Origin of the sequence: Enterobacter cloacae complex sp. SHL009 (genome assembly GCF_049237205.1) — a bacterium.
Lineage (GTDB): Bacteria > Pseudomonadota > Gammaproteobacteria > Enterobacterales > Enterobacteriaceae > Enterobacter > Enterobacter cloacae_M.
The window spans coordinates 37,872-63,915 of record NZ_JBMKIW010000014.1 but is presented as its reverse complement, the minus strand read 5'-3'; the positions used below and the strand labels follow the sequence as shown (position 1 = coordinate 63,915).

Genomic DNA, 26,044 nt, shown 5'->3' with positions numbered 1-26,044 from the left:
GGTTTTCCTGCGAGGCGCTACGCAAAAAATAAAGGCCGAACGCGTCGGCCTTTGATTTCAGAAGAGAGGATTAGATCAGGCGACGCGCGGCTTCCACCACGATTTTCACCGCATGACTTTCGGTCTGCTTCATGGTTTCGGCGTTCGGGATCTCCTGCTGGGTGCGGTTGACGATAACGCCCGCCACCATACCGGCACGCAGACCCTGGCTTGCGCACATGGTCAGCAGCGTTGCGGATTCCATTTCGTAGTTCATCACGCCCATGGACTGCCACTCTTCCATTGAGCCTTTGAAACGGCTTACCACGCGGCCTGAGAAGGTGTCGTAACGTTCCTGGCCCGGGTAGAAGGTGTCGGAAGAGGCGGTGACGCCCACGTGGGTAGTTGCGCCCACGGATTTCGCGGCTTCAACCAGCGCGGTGGTGCATTCGAAATCAGCCACTGCCGGGAATTCCATCGGTGCAAAGTGCAGGCTTGCGCCGTCCAGACGAACGGACGCGGTCGTGACCAGCACGTCACCCACGTTGATGTGCGGCTGGATAGCGCCGGTGGTGCCGATACGCAGGAAAGTACGGATGCCCAGCTGTGCCAGCTCTTCAACAGCAATAGACGTAGACGGACCACCGATACCGGTAGAGCACACGATCACCGCTTTGCCATCCAGCTCTGCGCGCCAGGTGGTGAACTCACGATGGGCAGCCAGCTTGACCGGCTTATCCATCAGCGCGGCGATCTTTTCCACACGCTCAGGATCGCCAGGGACGATAGCGAGCGTAGCCCCTTGTAAATCGTTTTTGGTGAGGCCGAGATGAAAAACATCAGACTTAGACATAGGTGACTCCTCTGTGGGTCGGTTAGTCAGAAGAAGTAAAACGGTACTTTACAGAAGCAGTAAGCATATTTTCGTGACATACCTCACCATGAATGAAAATGATTACATTGAATTTCCATAAAAAAGTGATTTACATCACATTAACAAGTTATATCGCCAGGTGCTGCACAAAAGATAGACCGTTTAAGGCACTGTGAGTTGTTAACCTGGTGTCTATATTTACCTTTGCGCTAACTCATTGGTACGGAGAATGCCATGACTGAAAAAACCGGTTTTGCACCTGCTGCGGCCCCACATGCTTCAACCATTGTGTCGACGCCAGAAGCGGCAATTACCGCGGGCGAGACCTCTATTCCCACGCAGGGAGAGAACATGCCTGCTTACCACGCACGGCCAAAATCGGCGGACGGCCCGCTGCCCATCGTGATCGTGGTACAGGAAATTTTCGGTGTTCACGAACACATTCGCGATCTCTGCCGCCGGCTGGCGCTGGAAGGGTATCTGGCCGTTGCGCCAGAGCTCTACTTCCGTCAGGGCGATCCGAACGACTACAGCGATATTCCAACATTGCTCAGCAACCTGGTGAGCAAAGTCCCGGACGCGCAGGTGCTGGCCGATCTCGACCACGTCGCCAGCTGGGCGGCGCGCAACGGCGGCGATCCGCATCGTCTTCTGGTCACCGGTTTCTGCTGGGGTGGACGCATTAGCTGGCTGTATGCCGCGCATAACCCGCAGCTCAAAGCCGCTGTCGCCTGGTACGGCAAACTGGTGGGTGAAAAAACGCTGAATTCACCGAAACATCCCGTCGATATCGCCACCGAGTTAAATGCCCCCGTGTTAGGGCTTTACGGCGGTCAGGACACCGGCATTTCGCTGGATTCGGTTGAGACCATGCGCCATGCGCTCCGCGCGGCAAATGCGAAGGCGGAGATCGTGGTGTATCCGGATGCCGGGCACGCGTTTAATGCCGATTATCGTCCGAGCTATCACGCAGAATCAGCCAAAGATGGCTGGCAGAGAATGCTGGCGTGGTTTAGCCAGTACGGCGGTAAGAAAGCGTAATAAAAAAGCCCGGTGGCGGCTATGCCTTACCGGGCCAACAGGTAGGCCGGGTAAGCGTTGTCGCCACCCGGCAATCCAGCACCGCTACGCCTGACGCAGGTTCTGCGCCGCCTTCACCATGTTCGCCAGCGCCGCGCGCGTCTCCGGCCAGCCGCGGGTTTTCAGTCCGCAGTCCGGGTTCACCCACAGGCGCTCTGCCGGAATGCGCTGGGCCGCTTTTTTTAGCAGGGCTTCAATCCACTCCACGCTCGGCACGTTCGGGGAGTGAATATCGTACACGCCCGGCCCGATTTCATTCGGGTAGTCGAACTCTTCAAACGACTCCAGCAGCTCCATGTCTGAACGCGAGGTCTCGATGGTGATCACGTCGGCGTCCAGCGCGGCAATCGAATCCATGATGTCGTTAAATTCGCAGTAACACATGTGGGTGTGGATCTGGGTGTCATCCTTCGCCACCGCAGCGTTGATGCGGAACGCCTCCACGCCCCACTGCAGGTAGGCATCCCAGTCGCTGCGGCGCAGCGGCAGGCCTTCGCGCAGCGCCGGCTCGTCAATCTGGATAATGCCAATGCCTGCCGCTTCCAGATCCGCCACTTCATCACGCAGCGCCAGGGCAATCTGTTTGGCGATGGTTTCACGGGTCACGTCTTCACGCGGGAACGACCAGCAGAGAATGGTCACCGGACCGGTCAGCATCCCTTTTACCGGCTTGTCGGTCAGGGACTGGGCATACTTCGCCCACTCCACGGTGATCGCTTCCGGGCGGCTGACGTCACCGATAACCACCGGCGGCTTGACGCAGCGGGAGCCGTAGCTCTGCACCCAGCCGTTCTGGGTAAAGACGAAGCCGTCCAGGTGCTCGCCGAAGTATTCCACCATGTCGTTACGCTCGGCCTCGCCGTGCACCAGCACGTCCAGCCCCAGGCGCTCCTGCTCGATAATCGCCTGCTTGATGTGTTCCGCGATGCCGGTGCGGTAGTGATTCGCATCCAGATTGCCCTTTTTAAAGTCCAGGCGCAGGCCGCGGATCTCCGTAGTTTGCGGGAAAGAACCGATCGTCGTTGTTGGCCACGCGGGCAGATTGAAGCGGGCGCGCTGCGCTTCAGCGCGCACCTCGTACGGGCTCTGACGCTGGCTGTCCCGGGCGGTGATGGCCGCCAGGCGTTTCTCCACCGCCGGGTTGTGCACGCGCGCCGAGTGACGGCGCGCCTGGATCGGTGCGCTCCATTCGGTAATCGCCGCCGTTTCGCCGCTGTTCAGCGCGTCGCGCAGCAGCGTTAACTCTTCACATTTTTGCAGGGCGAAGGCAAACCAGCTTTTTACTTCAGGGTCGAGACGGGTTTCCACGCTCAGATCGATCGGGCTGTGCAGCAGGGAACAAGATGAGGCCACCCACAGCTCACGTTTGTCGACGATGTCTTTGATTTGTGCGTATTTCTCGGTGAGATCGGCGCGCCAGACGTTACGGCCGTTGATCAGCCCGGCAGAGAGCAGCCAGTCCGCTGGCAGGCGCTTGTGCAGTTCCGCGACATCGTCTTTACCGTGTACGAGATCAACGTGCAGGCCTTGAACCGGCAGCGCGGTAATGGTTTTCAGGTTCGGCGTCACGCCTTCAAAATAGGTCGTCAGCAGGAGTTTTACCTGACCGGTGAGCGCGTCATACGCCGGTTTGAAGGCATCGAGCCATTCCTGAGGCAACTCGAGCACCAGCGCCGGTTCGTCGATTTGCACCCACTGAATGCCGCGTTTGCCCAGCTCAATCAGCACCTGTTTGTAGACCGGCAGAATGTCCTTCAGCAGGCTCAGACGATCGAACTGCTCGCCTTTGACTTTCCCCAGCCACAGATAGGTCACTGGCCCCAGCAGCACGGGTTTAACCTGGTGGCCCAGCGCCAGCGCTTCATCCACTTCGTCCAGAAGCTGCGTCCAGGCCAGCCTGAACTGCTGGCCTTTGACGAATTCCGGCACCATATAGTGATAGTTGGTGTTGAACCACTTGGTCATTTCCGCCGCTGCCGCTGGCTCACCCGTTGGCGCGCGGCCACGGCCGATGCGGAACAGGGTATCGATATCTACCGATCCATCTTTGTTCTGATGACGAGCCGGCACGTTGCCAAGCAGCAGGCTGGTCGTCAGAACATGGTCGTACCAGGCGAAATCGCCCACCGGCAGCAGGTCAATGCCCGCCTGTTTTTGCTGATCCCAGTGGCGGGCGCGCAGCTCGCGTCCTACCGCCAGCAGCTCTTCGCGGGTGGTATTACCCGCCCAGTAGCTTTCTTGCGCTTTTTTCAGCTCGCGACGCAGGCCGACGCGAGGGAAACCGAGAGTGTGATTGCGGATTGTCATGTTTTTCTTCCTCTAATTAATTGTAAATCCTTTGGATTTTGAATTTAGGGAAGGCGGCAAGTTTGCTCATCCCCGGGAGCTTACATGAGTAAGTGACCGGGGTGAGTAAACGCAGCCAACGCACCATAAATTTAAATGACGAAGGATTTTAGCCGTCCAGATGTTTACACATCCATAATTGGCAGTTACTGTATATTCCTCAAGCGCAAAATGTTCATGGCGAAGTGAAGGACTTTCATGATCGAGATTAAACACCTGAAAACGCTACAAGCGTTGCGGAACTGCGGTTCGCTCGCGGCGGCTGCGGCCACGCTGCACCAGACCCAGTCTGCCCTTTCTCACCAGTTCAGCGATCTGGAACAACGCCTCGGCTTCCGTCTTTTTGTGCGTAAGAGCCAGCCGCTACGCTTTACGCCGCAGGGTGAAATTCTCCTTCAGCTGGCGAATCAGGTCCTGCCGCAAATCGCGAGCGCGCTGCAGGCGTGTAACGAACCGCAGCAGACCAAACTGCGCATCGCCATTGAGTGCCACAGCTGTATTCAGTGGCTGACCCCCGCGCTTGAGAACTTCCGCCAGAAATGGCCGCAGGTGGAGATGGACTTTAAATCCGGCGTGACGTTCGACCCGCAGCCCTCGCTGCAGCAGGGCGAGCTGGATCTGGTCATGACCTCTGACATCCTGCCGCGCAGCGGCCTGCACTATTCGCCGATGTTTGATTATGAAGTGCGCCTGGTGCTGGCGCCGGACCACCCGCTGGCCGCCAAAACGCGCATCACGCCGGAAGACCTGGCGACAGAAACGCTGCTGATTTACCCGGTCCAGCGTAGTCGTCTGGATATCTGGCGCCACTTCCTGCAGCCGGCAGGCATCAGTCCGCAGCTGAAAAGCGTGGATAACACCCTGCTGCTGATTCAGATGGTGGCGGCCAGAATGGGTATCGCGGCGCTGCCGCACTGGGTGGTGGAGAGTTTTGAACGCCAGGGTCTGGTGCAGACCAAAACCCTGGGTGAAGGACTGTGGAGCCGACTGTACGCCGCCGTGCGCGATGGCGAGCAGCGTCAGCCGATTACGGAGGCGTTTATTCGCTCAGCGCGGAACCACGCGTGCGACCATCTTCCGTTTGTGCGGAGCGCGGAGCGACCCATCGGCGATGGACCCACAGCGAAGCCAGGATCACCGCTCCCCCAATAAGGAAGCTCGGCCAGTGCGGCTGTTGCTGCCAGATGGCGAGGTTGACCAGCAACCCTGCCGGGACATGCACGTTGTTCATGATCCCCAGCGTACCGGCGTCTACCTGCGTAGCGCCGTAGTTCCACATGAAGTACCCCAGCCCTGACGCCACTACGCCCAGCCAGACCAGAACGCCCCACTGCACGGCGGTGGTCGGCAGCTTTTGCGGATTACCGAGCATAAACCACGCCGCCACCGCGACAATCGCGGCGCCCATATAGAACCATGCGAACGCGTTATGCTGCGGCATCGGGCGGGTTTCCATCAGGCGTTTGTAGCCCACCATGCCGATGGCGAAACTGATGTTGGCGAGCTGGACGAACATCAGCCCGGTCCAGAAGTGATCGCTCACTTTGTCGTAGCGAATAATCGCCGCGCCGATCACCGCCAGCGCGGCGCTCAGCAGGTATCCCCAGCGCAGACGGCGTTTACTAAGCAGATCGTATATCAGCGTGATGTAGAGCGGCGTCAGCACGGTAAAGAGCAGGAATTCGGAGACGGACAGGTAGACGTAGGCCCGGAAGCTGAACAGATACATGATGCCGAGCTGCATCGCCCCCACCAGCATATACAGCACAATCGTTTTCAGCGATTGCCCGCGCGTGCGCAGAAACGGCAGGAACACCAGCGCCGCCAGCCCCACGCGCATCAGCACCGAGAAGTAGCTGTCGACCGAACCGGCAAGGTATTCGCCAATCAGGCTAAAGGAGAAGGCCCACAGGATAGTGGTGATAATGAGTAGCGCCACAATGCTTGTCTCTCAGAAAGAAGGACAGGCATTGTAGCGAACTCTTTAGTTGACAACTGAGCAATAAACAACCGAATGAAGATTATTCAAGGAACAGTTTACGCAGATACTTCGGTACCGCGTTGTCAGCGTTAGAACCAATCACTTCCAGCTCAGGGTGCAGATCCTTCAGACGCTGGTGCGCGTTCTGCATGATGCAGCCCTTACCCGCCATCGAAAGCATCTCGGCGTCGTTCATGCCGTCACCGAAGGCGATACAGTCTTTCAGCCCGAAGCCCAGGCGTTTCGCAACCGCTTCCAGCGCGTGACCTTTGGAGACGCCACCCGCCATTACTTCCAGACAGGTCAGGGTTGAGAAGCTCACGTTGACGCGATCGCCCCAGCGGGCGTTGATCGCCTGTTCCAGCGGGAGCAGCTCTTCGTGGCTGTCACAGGTGAAGAACACCTTGCTGATCCCTTCCGGCTCCAGCAGGCCCGGTTCGTAAAGGGAGTAGTTGAATACCGCTTCCTTGAAGAAACGCATTTCATCCGGGCGGTGGCGGTTCATAAACCAGTCGTCGTCGCGGTAAACGTTAGTAACGATAGCCGGGTTGTCATGCACCACGCCGAACAGATCGGCGGCAATATCGCGATCCAGATTGTGGGTAAAGATCAGGTTGCCGTCGGTATCATGCACGCGCGCACCGTTGGAGGTGATCATGTACGATTTGATCTCAAGATTATCGCGGATCTGCCCTACGTCCACGTGGTGGCGGCCGGTGGCGAACACAAAGTTCACGCCACGGGCAGTCAGGAGTTTTAAGGTCTCTTTCGCGTAAGGCGACAGGGTGTGGTCGGGGGAAAGCAGCGTGCCATCTAAATCAGATGCAACAACCTGGTACATAGGGATTTCAACCTCTGGTGGAAAACAAGAATCAATTATGCCTGTTGAAAAATTCAACAATGGCGTTAAGCGCGACTGAGCGCATAGCGTCCTTTTCAAAAAGGATCTCATGGAACGCGCCGTCAATGACCAGCGGTTTACCCCCTTCACAAGGGTGACCGGCTGCAGCGCGCAGTTCACAATAGCGGTCGTGCATGCGGTTATCCACCACACGCTCTTCCTCCGCCTGAATCAGAAGCGTCGGCGTGTCATCATCGCCCACGCCCGCCAGCACCTGCTCACCGGCCAGAATCCCCTCCCGCACCCAGTGCCAGGTCGGGCCGCCGACGCGCAAGCGCGGTTCATCGGCATAAAAGCGCAGGTTGCGGCGATAACGCTGCCGGCTATGGGTTAAGACGTTGATGGCGAACGGCAGCGCGCGCCAGCGTCCTGTGCCAATGGCGTAACCTTCACGAATGCGCTGATGGCCCTCAGCCCAGTCAAGAAGATGGCGCACCATCCAGTCAGGAAAACGGATCACGATACCGTACATCGGCGCGGTGAGCGCAATGGCGTCGCACTCGTGCGCATAACGCTGCAAAAACAGCGTCGAAATGGCGCCGCCCATGGAGTGCGCAAGAATATACCGCTTGCGCCAGGGGCCGGGCTGAACGTCCTGCTGCCAGAACGCGGCAAAATCGTCGACGTAATCGCTAAAGCGATCGACGTGCCCACGGTGCGTGTCCGGCAGCATACGTCCGGACAGCCCCTGTCCACGATGGTCGATGATCAGAACATCGAACCCCATATGGACCAGGTCATAGGCCAGCTCGGCGTATTTAACGTAGCTTTCAATACGCCCGGGGCAGACCACAATCACCCGGTCATTTTTTTCATTTCGGAAACGAACGAAACGCACCGGGATGCCCCCGACGCCCGTAAACTCATCTTCCTCACGCTGCCGCCAGAAATCGGTCAGCGGCCCCATAGAGAAAGCAGCAAAAGCGTTTTCTCGTGTTTCCCAGTCCTTTTTCTGCTGAAACATTGGGTTTCCACTCACGTAATCCAGGGAATATCGTTTTTTTCGTCACCGGTCACAAAATGACTCAATAATAGCGTATTGTGGCATAAAAATAGACGGTTCGGGAGTTTCAAATGACCTTCGAATGGTGGTTCGCCTACCTGCTGACATCCATTATCCTCAGCCTTTCTCCGGGCTCGGGGGCTATTAACACCATGACCACCTCCATCAATCACGGCTATCGCGGTGCGGCGGCATCGATTGCCGGTTTGCAGACCGGGCTGGGCATTCATATTGTGCTGGTCGGGATCGGTCTGGGGACCCTGTTCTCCCGCTCCGTGCTGGCCTTTGAGGTGCTGAAATGGGCCGGGGCAGCGTATCTGATTTGGCTCGGCATCCAGCAGTGGCGCGCGGCAGGCTCCATTAACCTGAATACGCTCGCTCAGACGCAAAACCGCGGTCATCTGTTTAAGCGTGCGGTTTTCGTCAACCTGACCAACCCGAAGAGCATCGTGTTCCTCGCCGCGCTGTTCCCGCAGTTTATCGTGCCGCATCAGCCGCAGGTGATGCAGTACGTGGTGCTGGGCGCGACCACCATTATCGTCGATATTATCGTGATGATTGGTTACGCGACGCTGGCGCAGCGGATTGCGGCGTGGATTAAAGGGCCTAAGCAGATGAAGGCCCTGAATAAAGTCTTTGGTTCGCTGTTTATGCTGGTTGGCGCGCTGCTTGCGTCAGCGCGTCATGCTTAGCGAGAAATGATGAGATGAATGCCGAAGCCGGCGAACAGCGCGCCGGCGAAGCCGTCAATCCACTTCGCGATACGCTGATAGCCGCGGCGCATCGCCGGTAAGGCGAACAGGCTGGCCACGATGGTAAACCAGGCAAAGGTTTCAACGACGATCAGCAGGAAGATTCCCCAGCGTGCGCCCGCGCCGACGCTATCGCCGACAAACAGCGAGAACACCGAGCCGAAATAGATAATGGCTTTCGGGTTCGCCAGATTGGTCAGCAGCCCTTTTACAAAGCTGCGGCCGCCCGTAGCCAGCTCCACCTTTGGCTCTTCCGGTTTTTTCTCTTCTTTCTTCAGCGCCCCGCGCAGCATCTGGTAGCCCATCCAGCACAGATACAGACCGCCGCCGACCATAATGATGTTATGCAGCCAGGCCATCTTCGCCAGGATAAGGTTCAGACCGAGCAACGCAACGGCCGCCCAGACCATAACGCCCATGGTGATACCGAGCACGCCCATCATCGCCTCTTTGCGGGAGCGGCTGACGGCCGTTTGTGATACGAAGAAAAAGTCCGGGCCGGGGCTCATCAGCGCAACGATGTGCACTAACGCCACGGTGAGAAATAGCATCAACATAATTAGCTCGCGGGGAAATAATTCAGTGAGTCATCATCCTGGCACTTTTTCGCCCGGCTGACTACTCCTCATCATCACCGTCGGCGTGAGAACGGATGAGCGCCATAAACTCTTTGCCAAAACGTTCGAGCTTACGCGTGCCGACACCGTTGACGCTGAGCATTTCGCTGGCGCTCAGCGGCATCTGTTCGGCCATCTCAATCAGCGTCGCGTCGTTGAAGACGACATAAGGCGGGATATTCTCTTCATCGGCAATGGCTTTTCGCAGCTTGCGCAGTTTGGCGAACAGCTTACGGTCGTAGTTGCCGCCGTAGGATTTCTGCATCACGCGCGGTTTGAGAGCAACTACGCGCGGCACGGCGAGTTTAAGTTCCACATCACCGCGCAGCACCGGACGCGCCGCCTCGGTCAGCTGCAGGGCGGAGTGCTGGGCGATATTCTGTGTGGCAAAGCCAAGGTGAATTAGCTGACGAATAATACTGACCCAGTGCTCGTGGCTCTGGTCCTTGCCAATACCGTACACTGGCAACTTGTCGTGGCCCATATCGCGGATACGCTGGTTATTGGCGCCGCGCAGCACCTCCACCACGTAGCCCATCCCGAAGCGTTGATTCACACGGTAAATGGTCGAGAGCGCCTTACGCGCGTCCATCAGGCCATCGTACTGCTTTGGCGGATCGAGGCAGATATCGCAGTTGCCGCACGGCTCCTGGCGCCCTTCACCAAAGTAGTTGAGCAGCACCAGACGACGGCAGGTTTGCGCTTCGGCAAACGCGCCCATCGCGTTGAGCTTGTGGCGCTCGATATCCTGCAGCTGTCCCTGCGGCTTCTCTTCCAGACAGCGGCGCAGCCACGCCATATCGGCCGGATCGTAAAACAGCATCGCTTCCGCAGGCAGACCGTCACGCCCGGCGCGGCCGGTTTCCTGATAGTAGGATTCGATATTGCGCGGGATGTCGAAATGCACCACAAAGCGCACGTTCGGCTTGTTGATGCCCATTCCGAACGCCACGGTCGCGACGACGATCTGCAGGTCGTCACGCTGGAATTTCTCCTGCACGTCGGCGCGGATGTGATTCTCTAACCCGGCGTGATAGGCGGCGGCGCTAAAGCCGCGGTTTTGCAGACGCGCGGCGGTGTCTTCCACCTTCGCACGGCTGTTGCAGTAGATGATGCCGGACTTGCCGCGCTGCTCCTGGACGTAGCGCAGGAGCTGATCCAGCGGCTTGAATTTTTCCATCAGCATATAGCGGATGTTTGGGCGGTCGAAGCTGCTGACCTGAATATAGGGGGCGTTCAGCCCGAGCAGGCGAACGATATCCAGCCGCGTGGTGTCATCCGCCGTGGCGGTAAGCGCCATAAACGGCAGCTCGGGGAAGCGCTGACGCAGCTGGCCGAGGGCGGCGTATTCCGGGCGGAAATCGTGTCCCCACTGGGAAATACAGTGCGCTTCATCCACCGCCAGCAGCACCGGGTTCCAGTGCGCCAGGTGATCGAGGAAGTTATCCAGCATCAGGCGTTCCGGGGCGATATACAGCAGGCGGATCTGCCCGGTGCGGCACCCGGCCATCACCTCTTGCTGCTGCTCCCGGGTTTGGGTCGAGTTAAGACAGGCTGCCGCCACGCCGTTGGCGAGCAGCTGGTCAACCTGGTCTTTCATAAGAGAAATGAGAGGGGATACCACGACCGTCAGGCCGTTAAGCACCAGCGCGGGCACCTGATAACAGAGGGACTTACCGCCGCCGGTCGGCATTACCACCAGGCAATCACGACCTTCCAGCACCGTTTCAATGATGGTTTCCTGGCCAGGGCGGAACTGCTGGTAGCCAAAGGTTTCATGCAAAACCTGTTTAGCCAGCGACTCCTGATTCAATACTTCCGCCTGCGCCACGTTAACCCCATATGCCAGAAATGAAACAGGCGCTATTTTCAGCGCCTGAGAGAGAAACTTCAACGTTTAACGCAAAAACATTCGAACAGCCTAGAGAATATCGTTCAGCATCACGCCCACGCCGACGCGGGTCTGGTTGAAGTTGTAATCGATAAGCGACTCGCCGTAACCGCTGTACACCTGAGTATAGATGCGGACATGCTTCGTCATGGGATAGCTTAAGCCCACTTCCGCACCGCCGTAGCCGGTGTTCCAGTTGTACTGGCCTTTGGCGCTGAGCACGGCATCACCTAACTGATAGCCGACTTTAAGCTGGTAGTAGCCCATATATTTGGTGATGTCCGGATTGTCATCCGTGCTGCCGACCACATACCACGGCTTCACTTCCACCATCCAGTTACCGTTCTGCGCCATCAGACGCGTATAGGCACGGTTCCAGCTACGGGATGTCGGGTCAGAACGACCGTTGGAATCATGGTTAAAGCCCACTTCGACGTCACGCAGCGTCCAGCCCGCAAACTCATAATCCGTTGCAAAACCGAGGAACAGCTGCGGCTCATAGTTGGTTTCACGGAACGGTGAGGACTCTCCGCTGTTAGAGAGCTGCCACCAGGATTTCTGGGTGTAAGACGCCCCGAGCACCGAGTTTGGCCCCAGAATACCGCGCCAGAACGGGAACGCGAGGCTGAGCTGGAACTTCACCTCATCTTTACGCGCATTATCAGACCAGTTATAGGAGCTTATCGCCTCTTTGTTGAGATCGCTGGTCTGGGTATAAATCACATAGTTGGTGTCATACGGATAGAGCGTGAACGGATTGTCATGCTCCTGAAGAAGGTTCGCGATAATGCTACCGTGAACGGCAGGTTTATCATGCACCTCTTTAATCGTCGCTTCCTGCGCATATGCTGTGAGGGGCAGCGCAACCGCCGCCAGTAACCAGGCCAGATACGTCCGCATCGGTGGTGTTCTCCTGCAAAAGAGTAAAATTAGCTGAATAGTTATGTGGCGAACATTCTACAGACTTCTGCGACAACTGCTGCATCCTCGTTTCTGAAAGTGGAATTCCTTGTTGCCGAGGCATAAAATCAACATTTCGTTAACAATAAGGATGTGATGCCTCATGTCAGCCATGCTTACCGCCGAAGAAGTGTTAAAACTCGTGGGCGAGATTTTTGTTTACCATATGCCGTTTAACCGCGCGCTGGGACTGGAGCTGGAACGTTACGAGAAAGACTTTGCCCAGCTGAGCTTCAACAACCAGCCGATGATGGTAGGTAACTGGGCGCAAAGCATTTTGCACGGCGGCGTGATTGCCTCCGCGCTGGACGTGGCGGCAGGTCTGGTCTGCGTGGGCAGCACGCTGACCCGCCATGACACCATCAACGAAGACGAACTCCGCCAGCGTCTGGCGCGCATGGGCACCATTGATTTGCGCGTCGACTATCTTCGCCCGGGGCGCGGAAATCGCTTTACCTGTACCAGCAGCCTGCTGCGCGCGGGAAATAAAGTTGCCGTGGCGCGCGTTGAATTACACAACGAAGAACAGGTGTATATCGCCAGCGCAACCGCCACTTATATGGTGGGTTGAGGCGGGAAAATCGGGTAAAATTAATTCACTTTTTTGTAACGGATTTTCCCGATGGATGCTAAACAGACGCGGCAGGGCGTTTTACTCGCCCTTGCCGCTTATTTTATTTGGGGTATCGCCCCGGCGTATTTCAAGCTTATCGCCTACGTTCCGGCCGATGAGATCCTGACTCACCGCGTTATCTGGTCATTCTTCTTTATGATTGCGCTGATGAGCCTCAGCCGTCAGTGGTCGGGCGTCAAAACGCTGCTGCAAACCCCGAAAAAGATTTTCCTGCTGGCTCTCTCAGCGGTGCTGATTGGCGGCAACTGGCTGCTGTTTATCTGGGCGGTGAATAATCATCACATGCTCGAAGCGAGCCTGGGGTACTTCATTAACCCGCTGGTGAATATCGTGCTGGGGATGATTTTCCTCGGTGAGCGCTTCCGCCGGATGCAGTGGGTGGCGGTGATTCTGGCCTTCTGCGGCGTACTGGTGCAGCTCTGGACCTTCGGCTCGCTGCCGATTATTGCCCTCGGCCTGGCGTTCAGCTTTGCGTTCTACGGCCTGGTGCGTAAGAAGATTGCGGTGGAAGCGCAGACGGGAATGCTGTTTGAAACCCTGTGGCTGCTGCCCGTGGCGGCGATTTATCTCTTCGGCATCGCCGACAGCGCCACCAGCCATATGGGCAGCAACCCGTGGTCGCTGAACCTGATGCTGATGGCGGCGGGCGTGGTAACCACCATACCACTGCTGTGCTTCACCGGTGCCGCGACGCGTCTGCGTCTCTCCACGCTGGGCTTCTTCCAGTACATTGGCCCGACGCTGATGTTCCTGCTGGCGGTGGTGTTTTACGGCGAGGTGCCGGGGGCGGATAAGATGGTGACGTTCGCCTTTATCTGGGTGGCGCTGGCGATTTTCGTTGCCGATGCGATTTATACCCAGCGCAGGGTGCGCAAAGGGCTGTGATGTTGCCCTCACCCTCTCCCACAGGGAGAGGGAATTCGATCGTAGGGCGGGTAAGCGCAGCGCCACCCGCCAGATTTTTACAGCCAGTTCCGGCGCTTAAAGTACAGATACGGCGCCAGCCCCGCGAGGATCATAAAGATAATCGCCCCCGGGTAACCAAAGCTCCATTTCAGCTCCGGCATAAACTCAAAGTTCATCCCGTAGCTGGACGCCACCAGCGTCGGCGGCAGGAACACCACAGACACTACCGAGAAGATCTTGATGATGCGGTTCTGCTCGATGTTGATAAAGCCCATCGCCGCCTGCATCAGGAAGTTCACCTTCTGGAACAGAGATTCGTTGTGCGGCAGCAGGGATTCGATATCTCGTAAGATCTCACGCGCCTGCTCCAGCTGACCGCCCGGCAGACGCGCCTTGCGCACCAGGAAGTTCAGCGCGCGCTGGGTATCCATCAGACACAAGCGCACCTTCCAGCCGATATCTTCCAGCTCTGCCAGCGTGGAGAGCGCTTCGTCGTATTCATCGCCCTGATGGCCTTCCATGATCACGCGGCTAAGCTTTTCCAGATCGCTGTAGATATTTTCAATTTCGTCCGCCAGCTGTTCAATTTTGGTCTCGAACAGATCGAGCAGCAGCTCGTAAGCGTTACCGTCCACCATTGCCTGGCTGCGGGCGCGCATGCGGTAGAGGCGAAATGCCGGCAGCTCGCGCTCGCGCAGGGTAAACAGACGGCCGTCGCGAATGGTAAACGCCACGGTGGAGTTACCCGCGTGGTCTTCCGCATCTTCAAAGAAGAAGAAGGAGTGAATATGCAGACCGTCTTCGTCTTCAAAAAAACGCGCGGATGCTTCGATGTCTTCCAGTTCCGGGCGGGTTGCCAGGCTTTGCCCCAGTTCAGATTGTACGCGAAGGCGTTCATCGTCGTCCGGCTCGACCAGATCCACCCATACGGCATCAATGAGGGGCTGTGACTCTTCGGCTTCAAGCCGAGTCAGTCGGTTATTTTCGAGTTGAAATGCGCTCAACATGACCGGGACTCCCAATGCAAAAAATATCGGACAGTTCGGTGGGCACACAGAAACAAATTGGGTTTCAGACCATTAAACAGCCTGACTCAGCGCGACGGGAATAATGCAGGTCGCTGACAACCACTAAGGCCATCAGCAAGAGGAGATAGCCTTAGGAGTTGTTCCTGGATGACAGGGAATTGAGCCAGTATCTACTGGGTGTGTCCAAGGCGAATGTCCTCTTAGCGTAATCGTGCGCGCATGTTACGCCAGCTATAACTGTGGCGTCAACACGCAACGGAACGCTGAAGGGCATTAATTGACCTTCACTGTATAAGGCTAGCAGATTATTACAAAATAATGATATTTTTCTGAATGTTAGACTGTTTCCAGCTTCGCATAGGCCGCCACCAGCCATTTGATCCCCTGCCCCTGGAACGCTACCTGCAGGCGGCTGTGCTCGCCGCTGCCTTCCAGATTCACAATGGTGCCTTCGCCAAACTTCGAATGGCGCACGCGCTGGCCCAGCTTGTAACCGGTGTCGGTTTCCGCAATCGGCGAGCCCATGCGCTGATGGCTGACCGGACGGCTGATGCTCGCTCGCAGACGCACCTCTTCTACGCACTCTTCCGGCAGCTCGCCGATGAAGCGCGACGGACGGTGATAAACCTCTTTACCGTACAGACGGCGTGTTTCGGCGTAGGTTAGCGTCAGCTTTTGCATCGCGCGCGTCACGCCCACGTAGGCCAGACGACGTTCCTCTTCCAGACGTCCGCCTTCATCCAGCGACATCTGGCTCGGGAACATCCCCTCTTCCATCCCGACGATAAACACCTGCGGGAACTCCAGACCTTTGGCGGAGTGCAGGGTCATCAGCTGAACCGCATCCTGCCAGGTGTCCGCCTGCCCTTCACCCGCTTCCAGCGCGGCGTGGGAGAGGAACGCCTGCAGCGGCATCAGGTCTTCGTCTTCTTCGTTGTAGCTGAACTGGCGCGTTGCCGTGACCAGTTCCTCTAAGTTCTCAATACGGGTCTGGCCCTTCTCGCCTTTCTCCTGCTCGTACATGGTTCGCAGGCCGGAGTCTTTAATCACCCGGTCAGTCTGCACGTGCAGCGGCATGTCGGCGGTTTCCTGGGCCAGAGCGTCAATCAGCTCAAGGAAGCGCTGTAACGCGCTGGCGGCACGTCCGGCGAGCGCTTTTTCCTGCAGCAGCTCGCGGCACGCCTGCCACAGCGTCAGCTGGCGATCGCGCGAGGCCTGACGCACCACGTCCAGCGTGCGGTCGCCAATCCCGCGGGTCGGCGTGTTCACCACGCGCTCAAACGCCGCGTCGTCGTTACGGTTGGCAATGAGGCGCAGATACGACAGCGCATCTTTGATTTCCTGACGTTCGAAGAATCGCATGCCGCCATAAATGCGGTACGGCATGCTCACCTGCAGCAGCGCCTCTTCCAGCACGCGCGACTGGGCGTTGCTGCGGTAGAGAATGGCGCACTGCTCCAGCGCGCCGCCGTTGTCTTGCCAGGTTTTGATGCGGTTCACCACGAAGCGGGCTTCGTCGAGCTCGTTGAAGGCGCAGTAAATCGAAATCGGTTCGCCGTCGACGCCGTCGGTCCACAGCTTTTTACCCAGACGCCCGTTGTTGTTTTCAATCAGGGCGTTGGCCGCGCTCAGAATGTTGCTGGTTGAGCGGTAGTTCTGCTCCAGACGGATGGTTTCCGCGCCGGGGAAATCGTTGAGGAAGCGCTGAATATTTTCTACCTGCGCCCCGCGCCAGCCGTAGATCGACTGGTCATCATCGCCCACGATCATCACCTTGCCGGTATCACCGGCCAGCAGGCGGATCCACGCGTACTGAATGTTGTTGGTATCCTGGAACTCGTCCACCAGGATATTGGTGAAGCGTTCACGGTAGTGCTGCAGGATGTGCGGCTTGTTGAGCCACAGCTCGTGGGCGCGCAGCAGCAGCTCGGCAAAATCCACCAGACCGGCGCGATCGCACGCTTCCTGATAGGCCTTGTAGACGTTCTGCCAGGTCTGCTCGACCGGGTTGCCGAAGCTCTGAATGTGGTGCGGGCGCAGCCCTTCGTCCTTCTGGCCGTTGATGTACCACATCGCCTGACGCGGCGGCCACTGCTTCTCATCGAGGTTCATCGCCTTGATCAGGCGTTTCAGCAGACGGAGCTGGTCTTCGCTGTCGAGGATCTGGAAATCCTGCGGCAGGTTGGCGTCCATATGGTGCGCGCGCAGCAGGCGGTGCGCCAGACCGTGGAAGGTGCCAACCCACATGCCGCCCTGGCTGGTGCCCATCAGCTGGGCGATACGGTGGCGCATCTCTGCTGCCGCCTTGTTGGTAAACGTCACCGCCATGATGGAGTACGGGGAGCAGTTTTCCACGCTCTGCAGCCAGGCGATACGGTGAACCAGCACGCGCGTCTTACCACTGCCCGCTCCAGCCAGCACCAGCAGGTTGGTGCGCGAGGCGGCAACCGCGTCACGCTGTTTGTCATTAAGGCTGTCGAGCAGGTAAGAAACGTCCATTGGCACCGTCACGTCATGTCGGGCGGGCAAATGTTTCCATTCGCCAAAACCCTGTTAATTTATACAGAACAATTGATGATTATATCAGCGTCGTGAGGGATGCCAACCGTGAAATTTCCACGTGCGGCAGAAGACGGCTGTCGGTTGCGGTCATCAGCTCCGCATTTTCCGGCTTGATCCAGCAGGCCTGCATCCCGCAGCGGATAGCGCCGGCCACGTCCGTAGTCAGGTCATCCCCCACGTGCAGAATGTTACCCAGCGGCAGGTTAAGCTTATCTGCCGCCAGATGGTACATATCATTAAATGGCTTCGCGCGCCCGTGAGGACCCGCACGCAGCACGAACTCAAAATAATCGCTGAGGCCAAACAGCTCCGGCTGAGCATTGCCGTTAGTGATCGCCACCAGCGGCCACTTTTCGGCAAGCTTCGCCAGCGTGTCGTGGGTCTCCTGCGGCACGTCGATACGGCTGCGCCATTTGGCAAAGTTTTCCATGGCCGCTTCGGCACCGATGGCCGCGTCCTGCGCGCTCAGGCCGGCATTGAGCATCGCCTGCTCGACCGCACGACGACGCCATTCGGTCACGTCGTGGTAAATGTCCGGCTCGGTTTCCCGCAGGGACTGACGGAGCTTCTGAAAGTCCTTGTTCTGCATCGCTTTCAGCGCGGGATGGTAGTTCTGCACAAACGCCAGCGACTCCTGCTCGGTACGCAGGATCACCTCGCGGTTGTCGTAAAGGGTGTCATCAAGGTCAAACGTCAGGGCTGAGATCTGACCAAGTGGGCGGTAAAAACGCATTATTTCCCCCGTTTGGCGCGTGGATGCGCCGCGTCATACACCGAGGCAAGGTGTTGGAAGTCTAAGTGGGTATAGATTTGAGTGGTCGACAGATTCGCGTGGCCAAGCAGTTCCTGCACGCCGCGCAGATCGCCGCTCGACTCAAGCATGTGTGTCGCAAAGGAGTGGCGCAGCTTGTGCGGATGAACGTGGCTGTTCAGCCCCTGCTTAATGCCCCACTCCGCAAAGCGCTTCTGGACGTTACGCGCGGAGATCCGCTTGCCGAGCTTCGACAGGAACAGCGCATCCTCTTCGCTGCCAAACAGCCCGCGCAGGTCAAGCCAGTGCTCAATCCAGGAAACTGCATTGCGGCCAATCGGCAGGCGGCGCTCTTTGCTGCCCTTGCCCATTACCCACACTTCACCGGACTCCAGATCGAGGTGTTTGATATCAAGATTAACCAGCTCTGACAGACGCAGCCCGGCACCGTACATCACCTCCAGCATCGCGCGGTCGCGCACGGCGAGCGGATCGTTAAGGTCGATATCCAGCAGGCGGTTTACGTCGTCAACGTCGATATTTTTAGGCAGATGGCGCGGCGCTTTCGGCGTGGCGATCCCCTTTGCCGGGTTGGCTTTTAAGCCCCCCTGGCTGACCAGCCAGTCGAAGAAACTGCGCAGCGCCGAGAGCCTGAGCGCCAGGCTTGCCGGGCTGAGATTTTTTTTACGGCTACGCACGACGAACCCGCGTACCGTCGCAGCGTCACATTGTTGCCAGCTTTTCAGGCCGATTTCGTCGGCGATCTGCATGATGGCATCAAGCTGACGCTGGTAGTTGAGCAGGGTAATGGGGCTAAGCTGACGCTCCACGCCCAGATAGCGCAGAAAGCGCGAGACGTCAGTGGCGAGCAGTCCGTCCGTCATACGCGCTCAATCCAGCGCTCCAGCAGCTCGGGCAGCATCAGGGCGATCTCCTGCAGCAGGTGCGTCGCTTGCCCCTGCTCATAGTGATGCGCATCGCGGCTGGTAAATAACATGACACCCAGATCGCCATCGCGCCCCATCAGCGACATCGCTACCGAACCAATCGCTTTGGCTTCCGGTAACACCACCAGCAGCTCAGGCCCGTTCAGCGGCCCCAGATAGTGGTGCTCATGGCCCAGACGCTGAATGCGCAGCGGTTCAAACGCCTGACGGCTAAGAGCCAGATGGGTGAACCCCGACGGTGCACCGATGCGCCAGCGGTCAGGGAAAAGACGAATCGTTGCGCCCGCCAGCCCCAGCTCGCGAGCCCAGCGGTGGAAGCGGCTGAGGAACTCGTCAAGACTGTGCGCCGACGCCAGACGCGCCTGCAGATGCAGCAGACGATAGAACAGGCTTTCGTTGGTGCTGGCCTGCTCCATCAGCAGCGTCATGTTCTCTTCTAGCTGATTGATGTGGTTGCGCGAGCGCGCCATGTGCCATTCGACCAGCGACACGGTCCCGCGAACCGGATGCGGCACGCGCATCTCTTCGACGACGCGTGCATTGCGAATAAAGAACTCAGGATTGCGCAGCAGATAATCAACAACAGCTCTGTCGTCCAGTTCCGTCACTGTTTCCTGCAGTTCTTCCCCTGGTTGTTTCATAGATGGATAAACCCGTCATAGACATGTGCCGCCGGGCCCGTCATATACAGTGGATGACCCGGTCCTTTCCAGGCGATATCAAGCCGGCCGCCCGGTAATTCCACGCGAACCTCTTCTGCCAGTAACCCCTGAGAGATGCCCACGGCCACCGCAGCACAGGCGCCGCTTCCGCAGGCCTGAGTCTCGCCCGCGCCGCGCTCGTAAACCCGCAGGCGAATGTGCTCGCGCTTCACCACCTGCATAAAGCCGATGTTCGCGCGCTCCGGGAAACGTTCGTGGCTTTCCAGCACCGGGCCGAGCGTTTCGACCGCGGCGGTTTCCACATCATCAACCTGAATCACGCAGTGAGGGTTACCCATTGAGACGACGCCGCACAATACTGTCTGCTCGGCCGCACGCATAATATAGGTCTTTTCCGCTTTGTTTGCGCGAAACGGCACGACGGAGGGCTCGAAGTTAGGCTCGCCCATGTTCACGCGCACCAGCTCATCATCGGTGACGCTGAGCACCATGCGGCCATTGGCCGTGCTGACGCGAATATCACGCTTGTTGGTCAGCCCTTTCAGGCGGACAAAGCGGGCAAAACAGCGCGCGCCGTTGCCGCACTGGTTAACTTCGCTGCCGTCCGCGTTAAAAATACGGTAGTGGAAATCGAGGTCGGGATCGTACGGTGGCTCGACCACCAGCAGCTGATCGAACCCCACGCCCAGATGCCGATCCGCCAGGCGACGGATCAGTTCCGGGGAGAAAAACACATTCTGCGTTACCGCGTCGACGACCATAAAATCGTTGCCAAGGCCATGCATTTTAGAGAACTGCATCATTTGCTCCATTGCGCGGGTACAGAACGTTGTCGTCAGAGATTAACCTGAGTCGGGCCACCGTTGTCGCCACGATCGTTAGTATTTGGCGTGGTAGACTCAATGCCGCTTTGCGCGGGTTTCGTCGGCGGCGGCGCGGTTTTATCCGCCGGTGGGAAGTACAGTGGTCCCTTCAGTCCGCAGCCAGTCAGGCTAAACAGCGTGATGAGAACGGCAAGCGTTCGGAAAGCGTTTTTCATTATAAAGTTGCCCGTAAGTTCAAATCTGTTTCTATCATCGCAGGAGAAGACACAAAAGCAAGAGTTTGCCGCTTTCCTGCAACGGGAATTATTTAGGGTTATACTGCCGGCATCACGAAAAACAGGAACAAAACCATGAACGACAGTGAATTCCATCGCCTTGCCGACACCCTGTGGATGACCATCGAAGAGCGTCTTGACGACTGGGATGGCGACAGCGATATCGATTGTGAAATCAACGGCGGCATTCTGACCCTGAGCTTCGAAAATGGCAGCAAAATTATTATTAACCGCCAGGAGCCGCTTCACCAGGTGTGGCTGGCCGCGAAACAGGGCGGCTATCATTTCGATCTGAAGGACGGGGAATGGGTTTGCGACCGCAGCGGCGTACCGTTCTGGGATCTGCTGGAACAGGCGGCGACCGCGCAGGCGGGTGAGGCTGTGAGTTTCAGATAGTTTTGGTGCCGGGTGGCGCTGCGCTTACCCGGCCTACGGGTTCGAGCTGTTGTAGGCCCGGTAAGGCGTAGCCGCCACCGGGCTAGCGAAAAGGCTCAGGAGAAATACTGTTGCAGCAGCGGCGCGGTGTCCTGATTGGCAGGCGCGGCAGGCGTTACGGCCTGGGTGCGGAACGGGATCACCTGCGTACGACCGTCGACGTTCACAATCTGGTAGAACTGCGGCAGGTTAAAGTTGATAAAGCTTGAGCCGTAGGTGAAACGGTCATGCGAAGAGGAGTAGAAGCGGCTGACGTCGCGCACCAGCTCCTCTTTACTGCCTTCACAGTGGTGATACACCTCGGCGCGGTTGGTTTCATCCAGAATGTAGATGTTGAACCCGGCATCGTCGCCCGACTCTTCAAAGAAGAACTGAATAATCCCTTCGCTGGCGAATCCGTCCACCACCTGCGGGAGCTTAACGTGGTTGGTTTCCACCTGCACCGACAGGCCATGCAGCTTGTTGTGTGAAATCGCGCCGTAGAACTCGATGGCGTTTTCCAGCTTCTGTACCGACACGTTCAGGCGTTCGAAGAACAGGCCCCAGGTCTGGCCGGAGACGCGCAGCGCTTTAAAGCGCCCGGTTTCCTGACGGGTACTGGAGAGACGCAGTTCGATACACTCAGAAACCAGCTGCTGCACGCGGGTACGAATTAAACCGCGCAGGTGCTGGCTGTAGCAGAACACCTCAACGCTGTCCGGCGGTGCGGCATCCTGGTGCATCTTGCCGAGAATCGTTTTCAGCGCTTCGATCATCGCCTGCTCGCCGTTGAAATGCAGGGTACGCACTTCGTTCCACGAGTTGCGGTACAGCAGATCCACGCTGCCCACCAGGCAGTTTTGCTGCTCGCCAAAGCTGAAGACGTCCAGCTTGCGGAAGTCAAAGTGAACTACCTGATTGCGGAAGGCCGCCGTCGGGTCGTATTCCAGGTTGACGATAATCGCCAGATGGCGAATCTCGCACGGGCTGTAGAGCGCTTTCGGCGTTGGGGCAGGCAGACGCAGCGGGAAGTGGTGCGACACATCCGCGACCATCTCCTGCAGCTTAGCGAGATCAACCACCTCGTTGCCTTTGATAAACAGGCGCGTGCGCGAGGTCAGCAGGCCGTTAAACCAGGCCCAGGCCACCAGCTTGTTCAGGTAGCGGTTATACTCCAGCGGCTGATGGCTGATGATTGAGTCCATGCTTGGCGCACGGTTATACAGATACCACCCGGTGCGGTTTGCGCGGCCCGGCGGCACGTAGATAAAGGTCAGATTCGGTTCTGACAGGTCTGGCGAAATCTGCGGGTTAACCAGGGTGACTTTACCCGGCAGCGCTTCAAACGCGGCATACAGCTTACGGGTTAATACCCCGATGTCCTGCGGGCTGGCGGAAACGCTGAGGTTGTTACGGCGCGCAAAGCGGATCAGGTTACGATAGCTTTGCATCATCGCATCGAGCAGTTCGTTGTGCGCTTCACGCACCTGATCGATTTTCCAGTTGGCCCGGTTGTCGAGCATGGACAGACGCGCTTCGTCCCATCCCCACTCTTTCACTAACTGACTGACCACTTCACGACGCCAGCCCACGCAGGCGCGCTCGCGGCTCAATTTCTCACAGACTTTGAGATAGAAACATCGACGCACCAGGTCAAGACGCGTGGTGTCATCAATGGCTTTCAGGTATTCGGTCACGCGCTCCAGCATCATGCAGTAGGCGTCCAGCCCGAAGGAGACGATCTCCCCGTCGTGCAGACGTTGCTTGATATCTTTCGCCAGCAGGCGAGGCGTGGGGTATTCCCAGGAATAGGCTTCCAGCAGCAGCGTTTTCAGCACCGCTTTGTACGGCGAGTCGATACTTTTATAGAGCTGCCAGAGGCTTGCGCCAAAGTACTCTTCTGCTGACAGAGAGCTCAGACCGCCGAGGTCCAGCCATTCGTTTGGCGTCAGTACGCCCTGCGCGTAAAGCGACATGACGTAGTCATCGTAATGCTCTTCTTCTTCGCACGGGACCATATTCCACAGAATACGCTTCCCGGCCAGACGCACGGCAGTACGGTAAAATTCATCCAGCAGTAAGATGTGCTGAGTCGAGCCGCAGTCCTCACCACCCAGACTGCCGCTTTCGTTATGGCGGAAACGGTTTTCATCAATCAGGAAGAAGCTCACTTCCACACCGAGCGATGCAGCCCAGCTCTCCAGCAGGCTGCATTTACGCTGCAGCAGCTGACGCTCTTCGTTATCGAGCCAGGACTGATGGCAGACCCAGATGTCCAGGTCCGAAGAACAGCTTTGTCCTACCGATGAGGTGCTCCCCATAGAGTAAACGCCGGTAATCGGTAGTTCACCTTTTGGAGACTCCTGTGGCGGCATGCCGCGGTAGAGTTCCAGTTCGTTGAGGTAATGCTGTTGGGTTTCATCAGGCGTGAAAAGGCAAATGCCCTGGGGAACGTTACCGTCAAGGTAGCCAGGCATCAGCGGATGGTGATAGTGCAATAATGTCGGCAGCAGACTGTATACCTGCTGGAAAGCAGGGCCCATGGCAGCAAGCGCGCGATCCACACGCAGTTGATTAATGGCATCCAGTCTCTGTTTCAGAGTCTCAATATAGAGGTACAAGACGTATCGCCTGATGTTTCCGGGTGTCGCAAGCTATTCAAAACACGAAAAACAGCGGACCCGCAGTATTTCAAAAAGATAACCGTTACCCTTTTTCGCCCTTATCATTTTTGGTGGTACCGACGAAAAAATGGTCTAAAACGTGATCAATTTAACACCTTGCCGGTTGACCGTAAAGAAAGATGCGCTACATACAAGTGTAGCACCGTTCTGTACGTGTAAATTCCTGAATACGGCTATGGCTGACGAATACGCCGCCCTGTCCCTCTCGCGCTTCATCAACCGTAAAACTGCCATCCCAGAGTCAACAATGTTAGGATGGTTAGCGATTGATAATGACGGTAACAAGCATGTTAGACAATGTTTTGAGAATTGCCACACGCCAAAGCCCTCTCGCGCTCTGGCAGGCACATTATGTGAAGCAGCGCCTTGAAGCCTGCCACAGTGGATTGCGCGTCGAGCTGGTGCCGATGGTCACGCGCGGTGACGTGATCCTCGATACGCCGCTGGCGAAAGTGGGTGGCAAAGGCCTGTTTGTCAAAGAACTGGAACTGGCATTGCTTGAGAACCGCGCCGATATCGCCGTACATTCAATGAAAGACGTGCCCGTCGAGTTCCCGGAAGGACTGGGGCTGGTGACCATCTGCGAGCGCGAAGATCCGCGTGATGCGTTTGTCTCTAACCACTATGACTCGCTCGACGCGCTGCCGGAGGGTAGCGTGGTTGGCACGTCCAGTTTACGCCGTCAGTGTCAGCTGGCAGAGCGCCGTCCTGACCTGATCATTCGCTCGCTGCGCGGTAACGTCGGCACGCGTCTGGGCAAGCTGGATAACGGCGATTACGATGCCATTATCCTCGCCGTTGCCGGCCTGAAGCGTCTGGGGCTGGAGTCGCGCATTCGCGTGGCGATGCCGCCAGAGCTGTCGCTGCCGGCCGTGGGCCAGGGTGCCGTCGGCATCGAGTGTCGTCTGGACGATGCGCGTACCCGCGAACTGCTCGCGCCGCTGAACCATGACGAGACCGCTATTCGCGTAAAAGCCGAGCGTGCGATGAATACCCGCCTCGAAGGGGGATGCCAGGTACCGATTGGCAGCTATGCTGAATTAACAGAAGGCGAACTGTGGCTGCGCGCGCTGGTGGGCGCCCCGGACGGTTCGCAGATGGTACGCGGCGAACGTCGCGGTAAAGCGCAAGATGCCGAGCAGCTTGGCGTGTCGCTGGCGGAAGAGCTGCTGGATAACGGCGCCCGCGAGATTCTGGCTGACGTTTATAATGGAGAGCCCCCTGCATGAGTATTCTTGTCACCCGCCCTTCTCCCGCAGGAGAGCAGTTAGTGAGCCGTCTGCGCGCACTGGGGCAGGTGGCCTGGAGTTTTCCGCTCATTGAATTCTCCCCCGGTCGGGAGCTCTCCGCGCTCGCCGACCAGATGAATACTCTTCAAGAAGGCGACCTGCTGTTTGCGCTGTCGCAACATGCCGTGGAATTTGCCCACGCGCAGCTGCAACAGCAGGGTTTGACCTGGCCAGCCGCCCCCCGCTATTTCGCGATTGGCCGCACAACGGCACTGGCGCTGCATACCGTAAGCAGCGTGGACGTTTGTTACCCGTTAGATCGGGAAATCAGTGAAGTCTTGCTACAATTACCTGAATTACAAACTATTGCCGGAAAGCGCGCGCTCATTTTGCGCGGTAATGGTGGCCGCGAACTGTTGGGCGAAACGCTGCGTGAACGTGGTGCAGACGTGACGTTCACTGAGTGCTATCAGCGTTGTGCAAAACACTACGATGGCGCGGAAGAGGCGATGCGCTGGCACGCGCGCGGCATTAATACGCTGGTGGTCACCAGCGGTGAAATGTTACAACAGCTTTGGTCGCTGATACCGCTCTGGTATCGCGAAAACTGGTTACTCCGCTGTCGGCTTCTGGTCGTCAGTGAGCGTCTGGCGTACCAGGCCCGGGAACTGGGCTGGCAGGATATTCGGATCGCTGATAACGCCGACAACGATGCGCTGCTGCGCGCATTACAATAACTCTCAA

Annotated in this window: 25 protein-coding genes; 8 read left to right on the top strand and 17 right to left on the bottom strand. The window is 57.7% G+C overall.

What is annotated here, in order from left to right:
• Positions 1-70 precede the first annotated feature (70 nt).
• Positions 71-832 (bottom strand): uridine phosphorylase, encoded by a 762-nt coding sequence (gene udp, locus ACOTZC_RS22105; protein WP_003860792.1) that lies wholly within the window; start codon positions 830-832, stop codon positions 71-73.
• Between the two features lie 255 nt (positions 833-1,087).
• Here udp and ACOTZC_RS22100 point away from each other — a divergent pair, with 255 nt between their 5' ends.
• On the top strand, positions 1,088-1,894 hold the full coding sequence (locus ACOTZC_RS22100; protein WP_023309614.1) for a dienelactone hydrolase family protein: 807 nt from the start codon (positions 1,088-1,090) through the stop codon (positions 1,892-1,894).
• An 84-nt stretch (positions 1,895-1,978) separates the two neighbouring features.
• On the opposite strand, the gene metE is transcribed toward ACOTZC_RS22100, so the two are convergent.
• A complete protein-coding gene (gene metE / locus ACOTZC_RS22095) occupies positions 1,979-4,240 on the bottom strand; it encodes a 5-methyltetrahydropteroyltriglutamate--homocysteine S-methyltransferase (RefSeq protein ID WP_421636024.1) in 2,262 nt (753 codons plus the stop codon).
• 237 nt (positions 4,241-4,477) lie between these two features.
• Here metE and metR point away from each other — a divergent pair, with 237 nt between their 5' ends.
• Positions 4,478-5,431, top strand: a complete 954-nt coding sequence (gene metR / locus ACOTZC_RS22090) for an HTH-type transcriptional regulator MetR (RefSeq protein WP_023309616.1) — start codon at positions 4,478-4,480, stop codon at positions 5,429-5,431.
• Here the strand turns inward: metR and ACOTZC_RS22085 are convergent.
• From ACOTZC_RS22085 to pldB, 3 genes are all read right to left on the bottom strand, one after another.
• Positions 5,319-6,218 carry a carboxylate/amino acid/amine transporter gene (locus ACOTZC_RS22085; protein ID WP_047174401.1) on the bottom strand — a complete coding sequence of 300 codons (900 nt, stop codon included), beginning with the start codon at positions 6,216-6,218 and terminating at the stop codon, positions 5,319-5,321. The two genes, metR and ACOTZC_RS22085, sit on opposite strands and share 113 nt — an antisense overlap.
• A gap of 82 nt (positions 6,219-6,300) precedes the next feature.
• The gene (gene yigL, locus ACOTZC_RS22080) at positions 6,301-7,101 is read right to left on the bottom strand and encodes a sugar/pyridoxal phosphate phosphatase YigL (protein ID WP_023309618.1); all 801 of its coding nucleotides are present in this window, start codon (positions 7,099-7,101) and stop codon (positions 6,301-6,303) included.
• Positions 7,102-7,132: 31 nt separating this feature from the next.
• The gene (gene pldB / locus ACOTZC_RS22075; protein WP_045403852.1) at positions 7,133-8,125 is read right to left on the bottom strand and encodes a lysophospholipase L2; all 993 of its coding nucleotides are present in this window, start codon (positions 8,123-8,125) and stop codon (positions 7,133-7,135) included.
• Between the two features lie 110 nt (positions 8,126-8,235).
• On the opposite strand from pldB, the gene rhtB reads away from it, so the two are divergent.
• The gene (rhtB, locus tag ACOTZC_RS22070) at positions 8,236-8,856 is read left to right on the top strand and encodes a homoserine/homoserine lactone efflux protein (protein WP_008501533.1); all 621 of its coding nucleotides are present in this window, start codon (positions 8,236-8,238) and stop codon (positions 8,854-8,856) included.
• On the opposite strand, the gene rhtC is transcribed toward rhtB, so the two are convergent.
• The 3 genes from rhtC to pldA form a co-directional block, all read right to left on the bottom strand.
• Positions 8,853-9,473 (bottom strand): threonine export protein RhtC, encoded by a 621-nt coding sequence (rhtC, locus tag ACOTZC_RS22065; protein ID WP_010426287.1) that lies wholly within the window; start codon positions 9,471-9,473, stop codon positions 8,853-8,855. The genes rhtB and rhtC overlap by 4 nt on opposite strands.
• 61 nt (positions 9,474-9,534) lie before the next feature.
• The gene (gene recQ / locus ACOTZC_RS22060; protein WP_126304506.1) at positions 9,535-11,364 is read right to left on the bottom strand and encodes an ATP-dependent DNA helicase RecQ; all 1,830 of its coding nucleotides are present in this window, start codon (positions 11,362-11,364) and stop codon (positions 9,535-9,537) included.
• A 90-nt stretch (positions 11,365-11,454) separates the two neighbouring features.
• Positions 11,455-12,324, bottom strand: coding sequence for a phospholipase A (pldA, locus tag ACOTZC_RS22055; RefSeq protein WP_045357184.1), 870 nt, complete (start codon positions 12,322-12,324; stop codon positions 11,455-11,457).
• A 163-nt stretch (positions 12,325-12,487) separates the two neighbouring features.
• On the opposite strand from pldA, the gene yigI reads away from it, so the two are divergent.
• Together yigI and rarD are read left to right on the top strand one after the other, a co-directional pair.
• The gene (gene yigI, locus ACOTZC_RS22050; RefSeq protein WP_008501538.1) at positions 12,488-12,955 is read left to right on the top strand and encodes an acyl-CoA thioesterase YigI; all 468 of its coding nucleotides are present in this window, start codon (positions 12,488-12,490) and stop codon (positions 12,953-12,955) included.
• Positions 12,956-13,006: 51 nt separating this feature from the next.
• On the top strand, positions 13,007-13,903 hold the full coding sequence (gene rarD, locus ACOTZC_RS22045; RefSeq protein WP_023309622.1) for an EamA family transporter RarD: 897 nt from the start codon (positions 13,007-13,009) through the stop codon (positions 13,901-13,903).
• 77 nt (positions 13,904-13,980) lie between these two features.
• On the opposite strand, the gene corA is transcribed toward rarD, so the two are convergent.
• The 8 genes from corA to lptM all read right to left on the bottom strand — a co-directional run bounded on the left by corA (position 13,981) and on the right by lptM (position 20,913).
• On the bottom strand, positions 13,981-14,931 hold the full coding sequence (corA, locus tag ACOTZC_RS22040; RefSeq protein WP_008501540.1) for a magnesium/cobalt transporter CorA: 951 nt from the start codon (positions 14,929-14,931) through the stop codon (positions 13,981-13,983).
• A 151-nt stretch (positions 14,932-15,082) separates the two neighbouring features.
• Positions 15,083-15,139: a YsgD/CorL family protein gene (gene ysgD, locus ACOTZC_RS22035; protein ID WP_212743980.1), complete on the bottom strand. Its 57-nt coding sequence runs from the start codon at positions 15,137-15,139 to the stop codon at positions 15,083-15,085.
• 149 nt (positions 15,140-15,288) lie between these two features.
• Positions 15,289-17,451, bottom strand: a complete 2,163-nt coding sequence (gene uvrD / locus ACOTZC_RS22030; protein WP_032646073.1) for a DNA helicase II — start codon at positions 17,449-17,451, stop codon at positions 15,289-15,291.
• 79 nt (positions 17,452-17,530) lie between these two features.
• Positions 17,531-18,247, bottom strand: a complete 717-nt coding sequence (gene yigB / locus ACOTZC_RS22025) for a 5-amino-6-(5-phospho-D-ribitylamino)uracil phosphatase YigB (protein ID WP_023309624.1) — start codon at positions 18,245-18,247, stop codon at positions 17,531-17,533.
• Positions 18,247-19,149, bottom strand: coding sequence for a tyrosine recombinase XerC (gene xerC / locus ACOTZC_RS22020; RefSeq protein ID WP_023309625.1), 903 nt, complete (start codon positions 19,147-19,149; stop codon positions 18,247-18,249). The genes yigB and xerC overlap by 1 nt, the downstream gene beginning before the upstream one ends.
• Positions 19,146-19,853 (bottom strand): DUF484 domain-containing protein, encoded by a 708-nt coding sequence (locus ACOTZC_RS22015; protein WP_023309626.1) that lies wholly within the window; start codon positions 19,851-19,853, stop codon positions 19,146-19,148. The genes xerC and ACOTZC_RS22015 overlap by 4 nt, the downstream gene beginning before the upstream one ends.
• A complete protein-coding gene (gene dapF / locus ACOTZC_RS22010) occupies positions 19,850-20,674 on the bottom strand; it encodes a diaminopimelate epimerase (RefSeq protein ID WP_008501545.1) in 825 nt (274 codons plus the stop codon). Before dapF ends, ACOTZC_RS22015 begins: the two co-directional genes overlap by 4 nt.
• Positions 20,675-20,709: 35 nt before the next feature.
• A complete protein-coding gene (gene lptM, locus ACOTZC_RS22005) occupies positions 20,710-20,913 on the bottom strand; it encodes an LPS translocon maturation chaperone LptM (protein ID WP_045403858.1) in 204 nt (67 codons plus the stop codon).
• 135 nt (positions 20,914-21,048) lie between these two features.
• On the opposite strand from lptM, the gene cyaY reads away from it, so the two are divergent.
• Positions 21,049-21,369: an iron donor protein CyaY gene (cyaY, locus tag ACOTZC_RS22000; RefSeq protein WP_045403860.1), complete on the top strand. Its 321-nt coding sequence runs from the start codon at positions 21,049-21,051 to the stop codon at positions 21,367-21,369.
• A 95-nt stretch (positions 21,370-21,464) separates the two neighbouring features.
• On the opposite strand, the gene cyaA is transcribed toward cyaY, so the two are convergent.
• Entirely contained in the window at positions 21,465-24,008 is a 2,544-nt protein-coding gene (cyaA, locus tag ACOTZC_RS21995) for a class I adenylate cyclase (protein ID WP_024907978.1), read from the bottom strand.
• Between the two features lie 350 nt (positions 24,009-24,358).
• On the opposite strand from cyaA, the gene hemC reads away from it, so the two are divergent.
• Both hemC and hemD read left to right on the top strand, forming a co-directional pair.
• Positions 24,359-25,300 carry a hydroxymethylbilane synthase gene (gene hemC, locus ACOTZC_RS21990; protein ID WP_045403863.1) on the top strand — a complete coding sequence of 314 codons (942 nt, stop codon included), beginning with the start codon at positions 24,359-24,361 and terminating at the stop codon, positions 25,298-25,300.
• Complete coding sequence (gene hemD / locus ACOTZC_RS21985) at positions 25,297-26,037, top strand: uroporphyrinogen-III synthase (protein WP_248163060.1); 741 nt, start codon at positions 25,297-25,299, stop codon at positions 26,035-26,037. The genes hemC and hemD overlap by 4 nt, the downstream gene beginning before the upstream one ends.
• Positions 26,038-26,044: the final 7 nt, after the last annotated feature.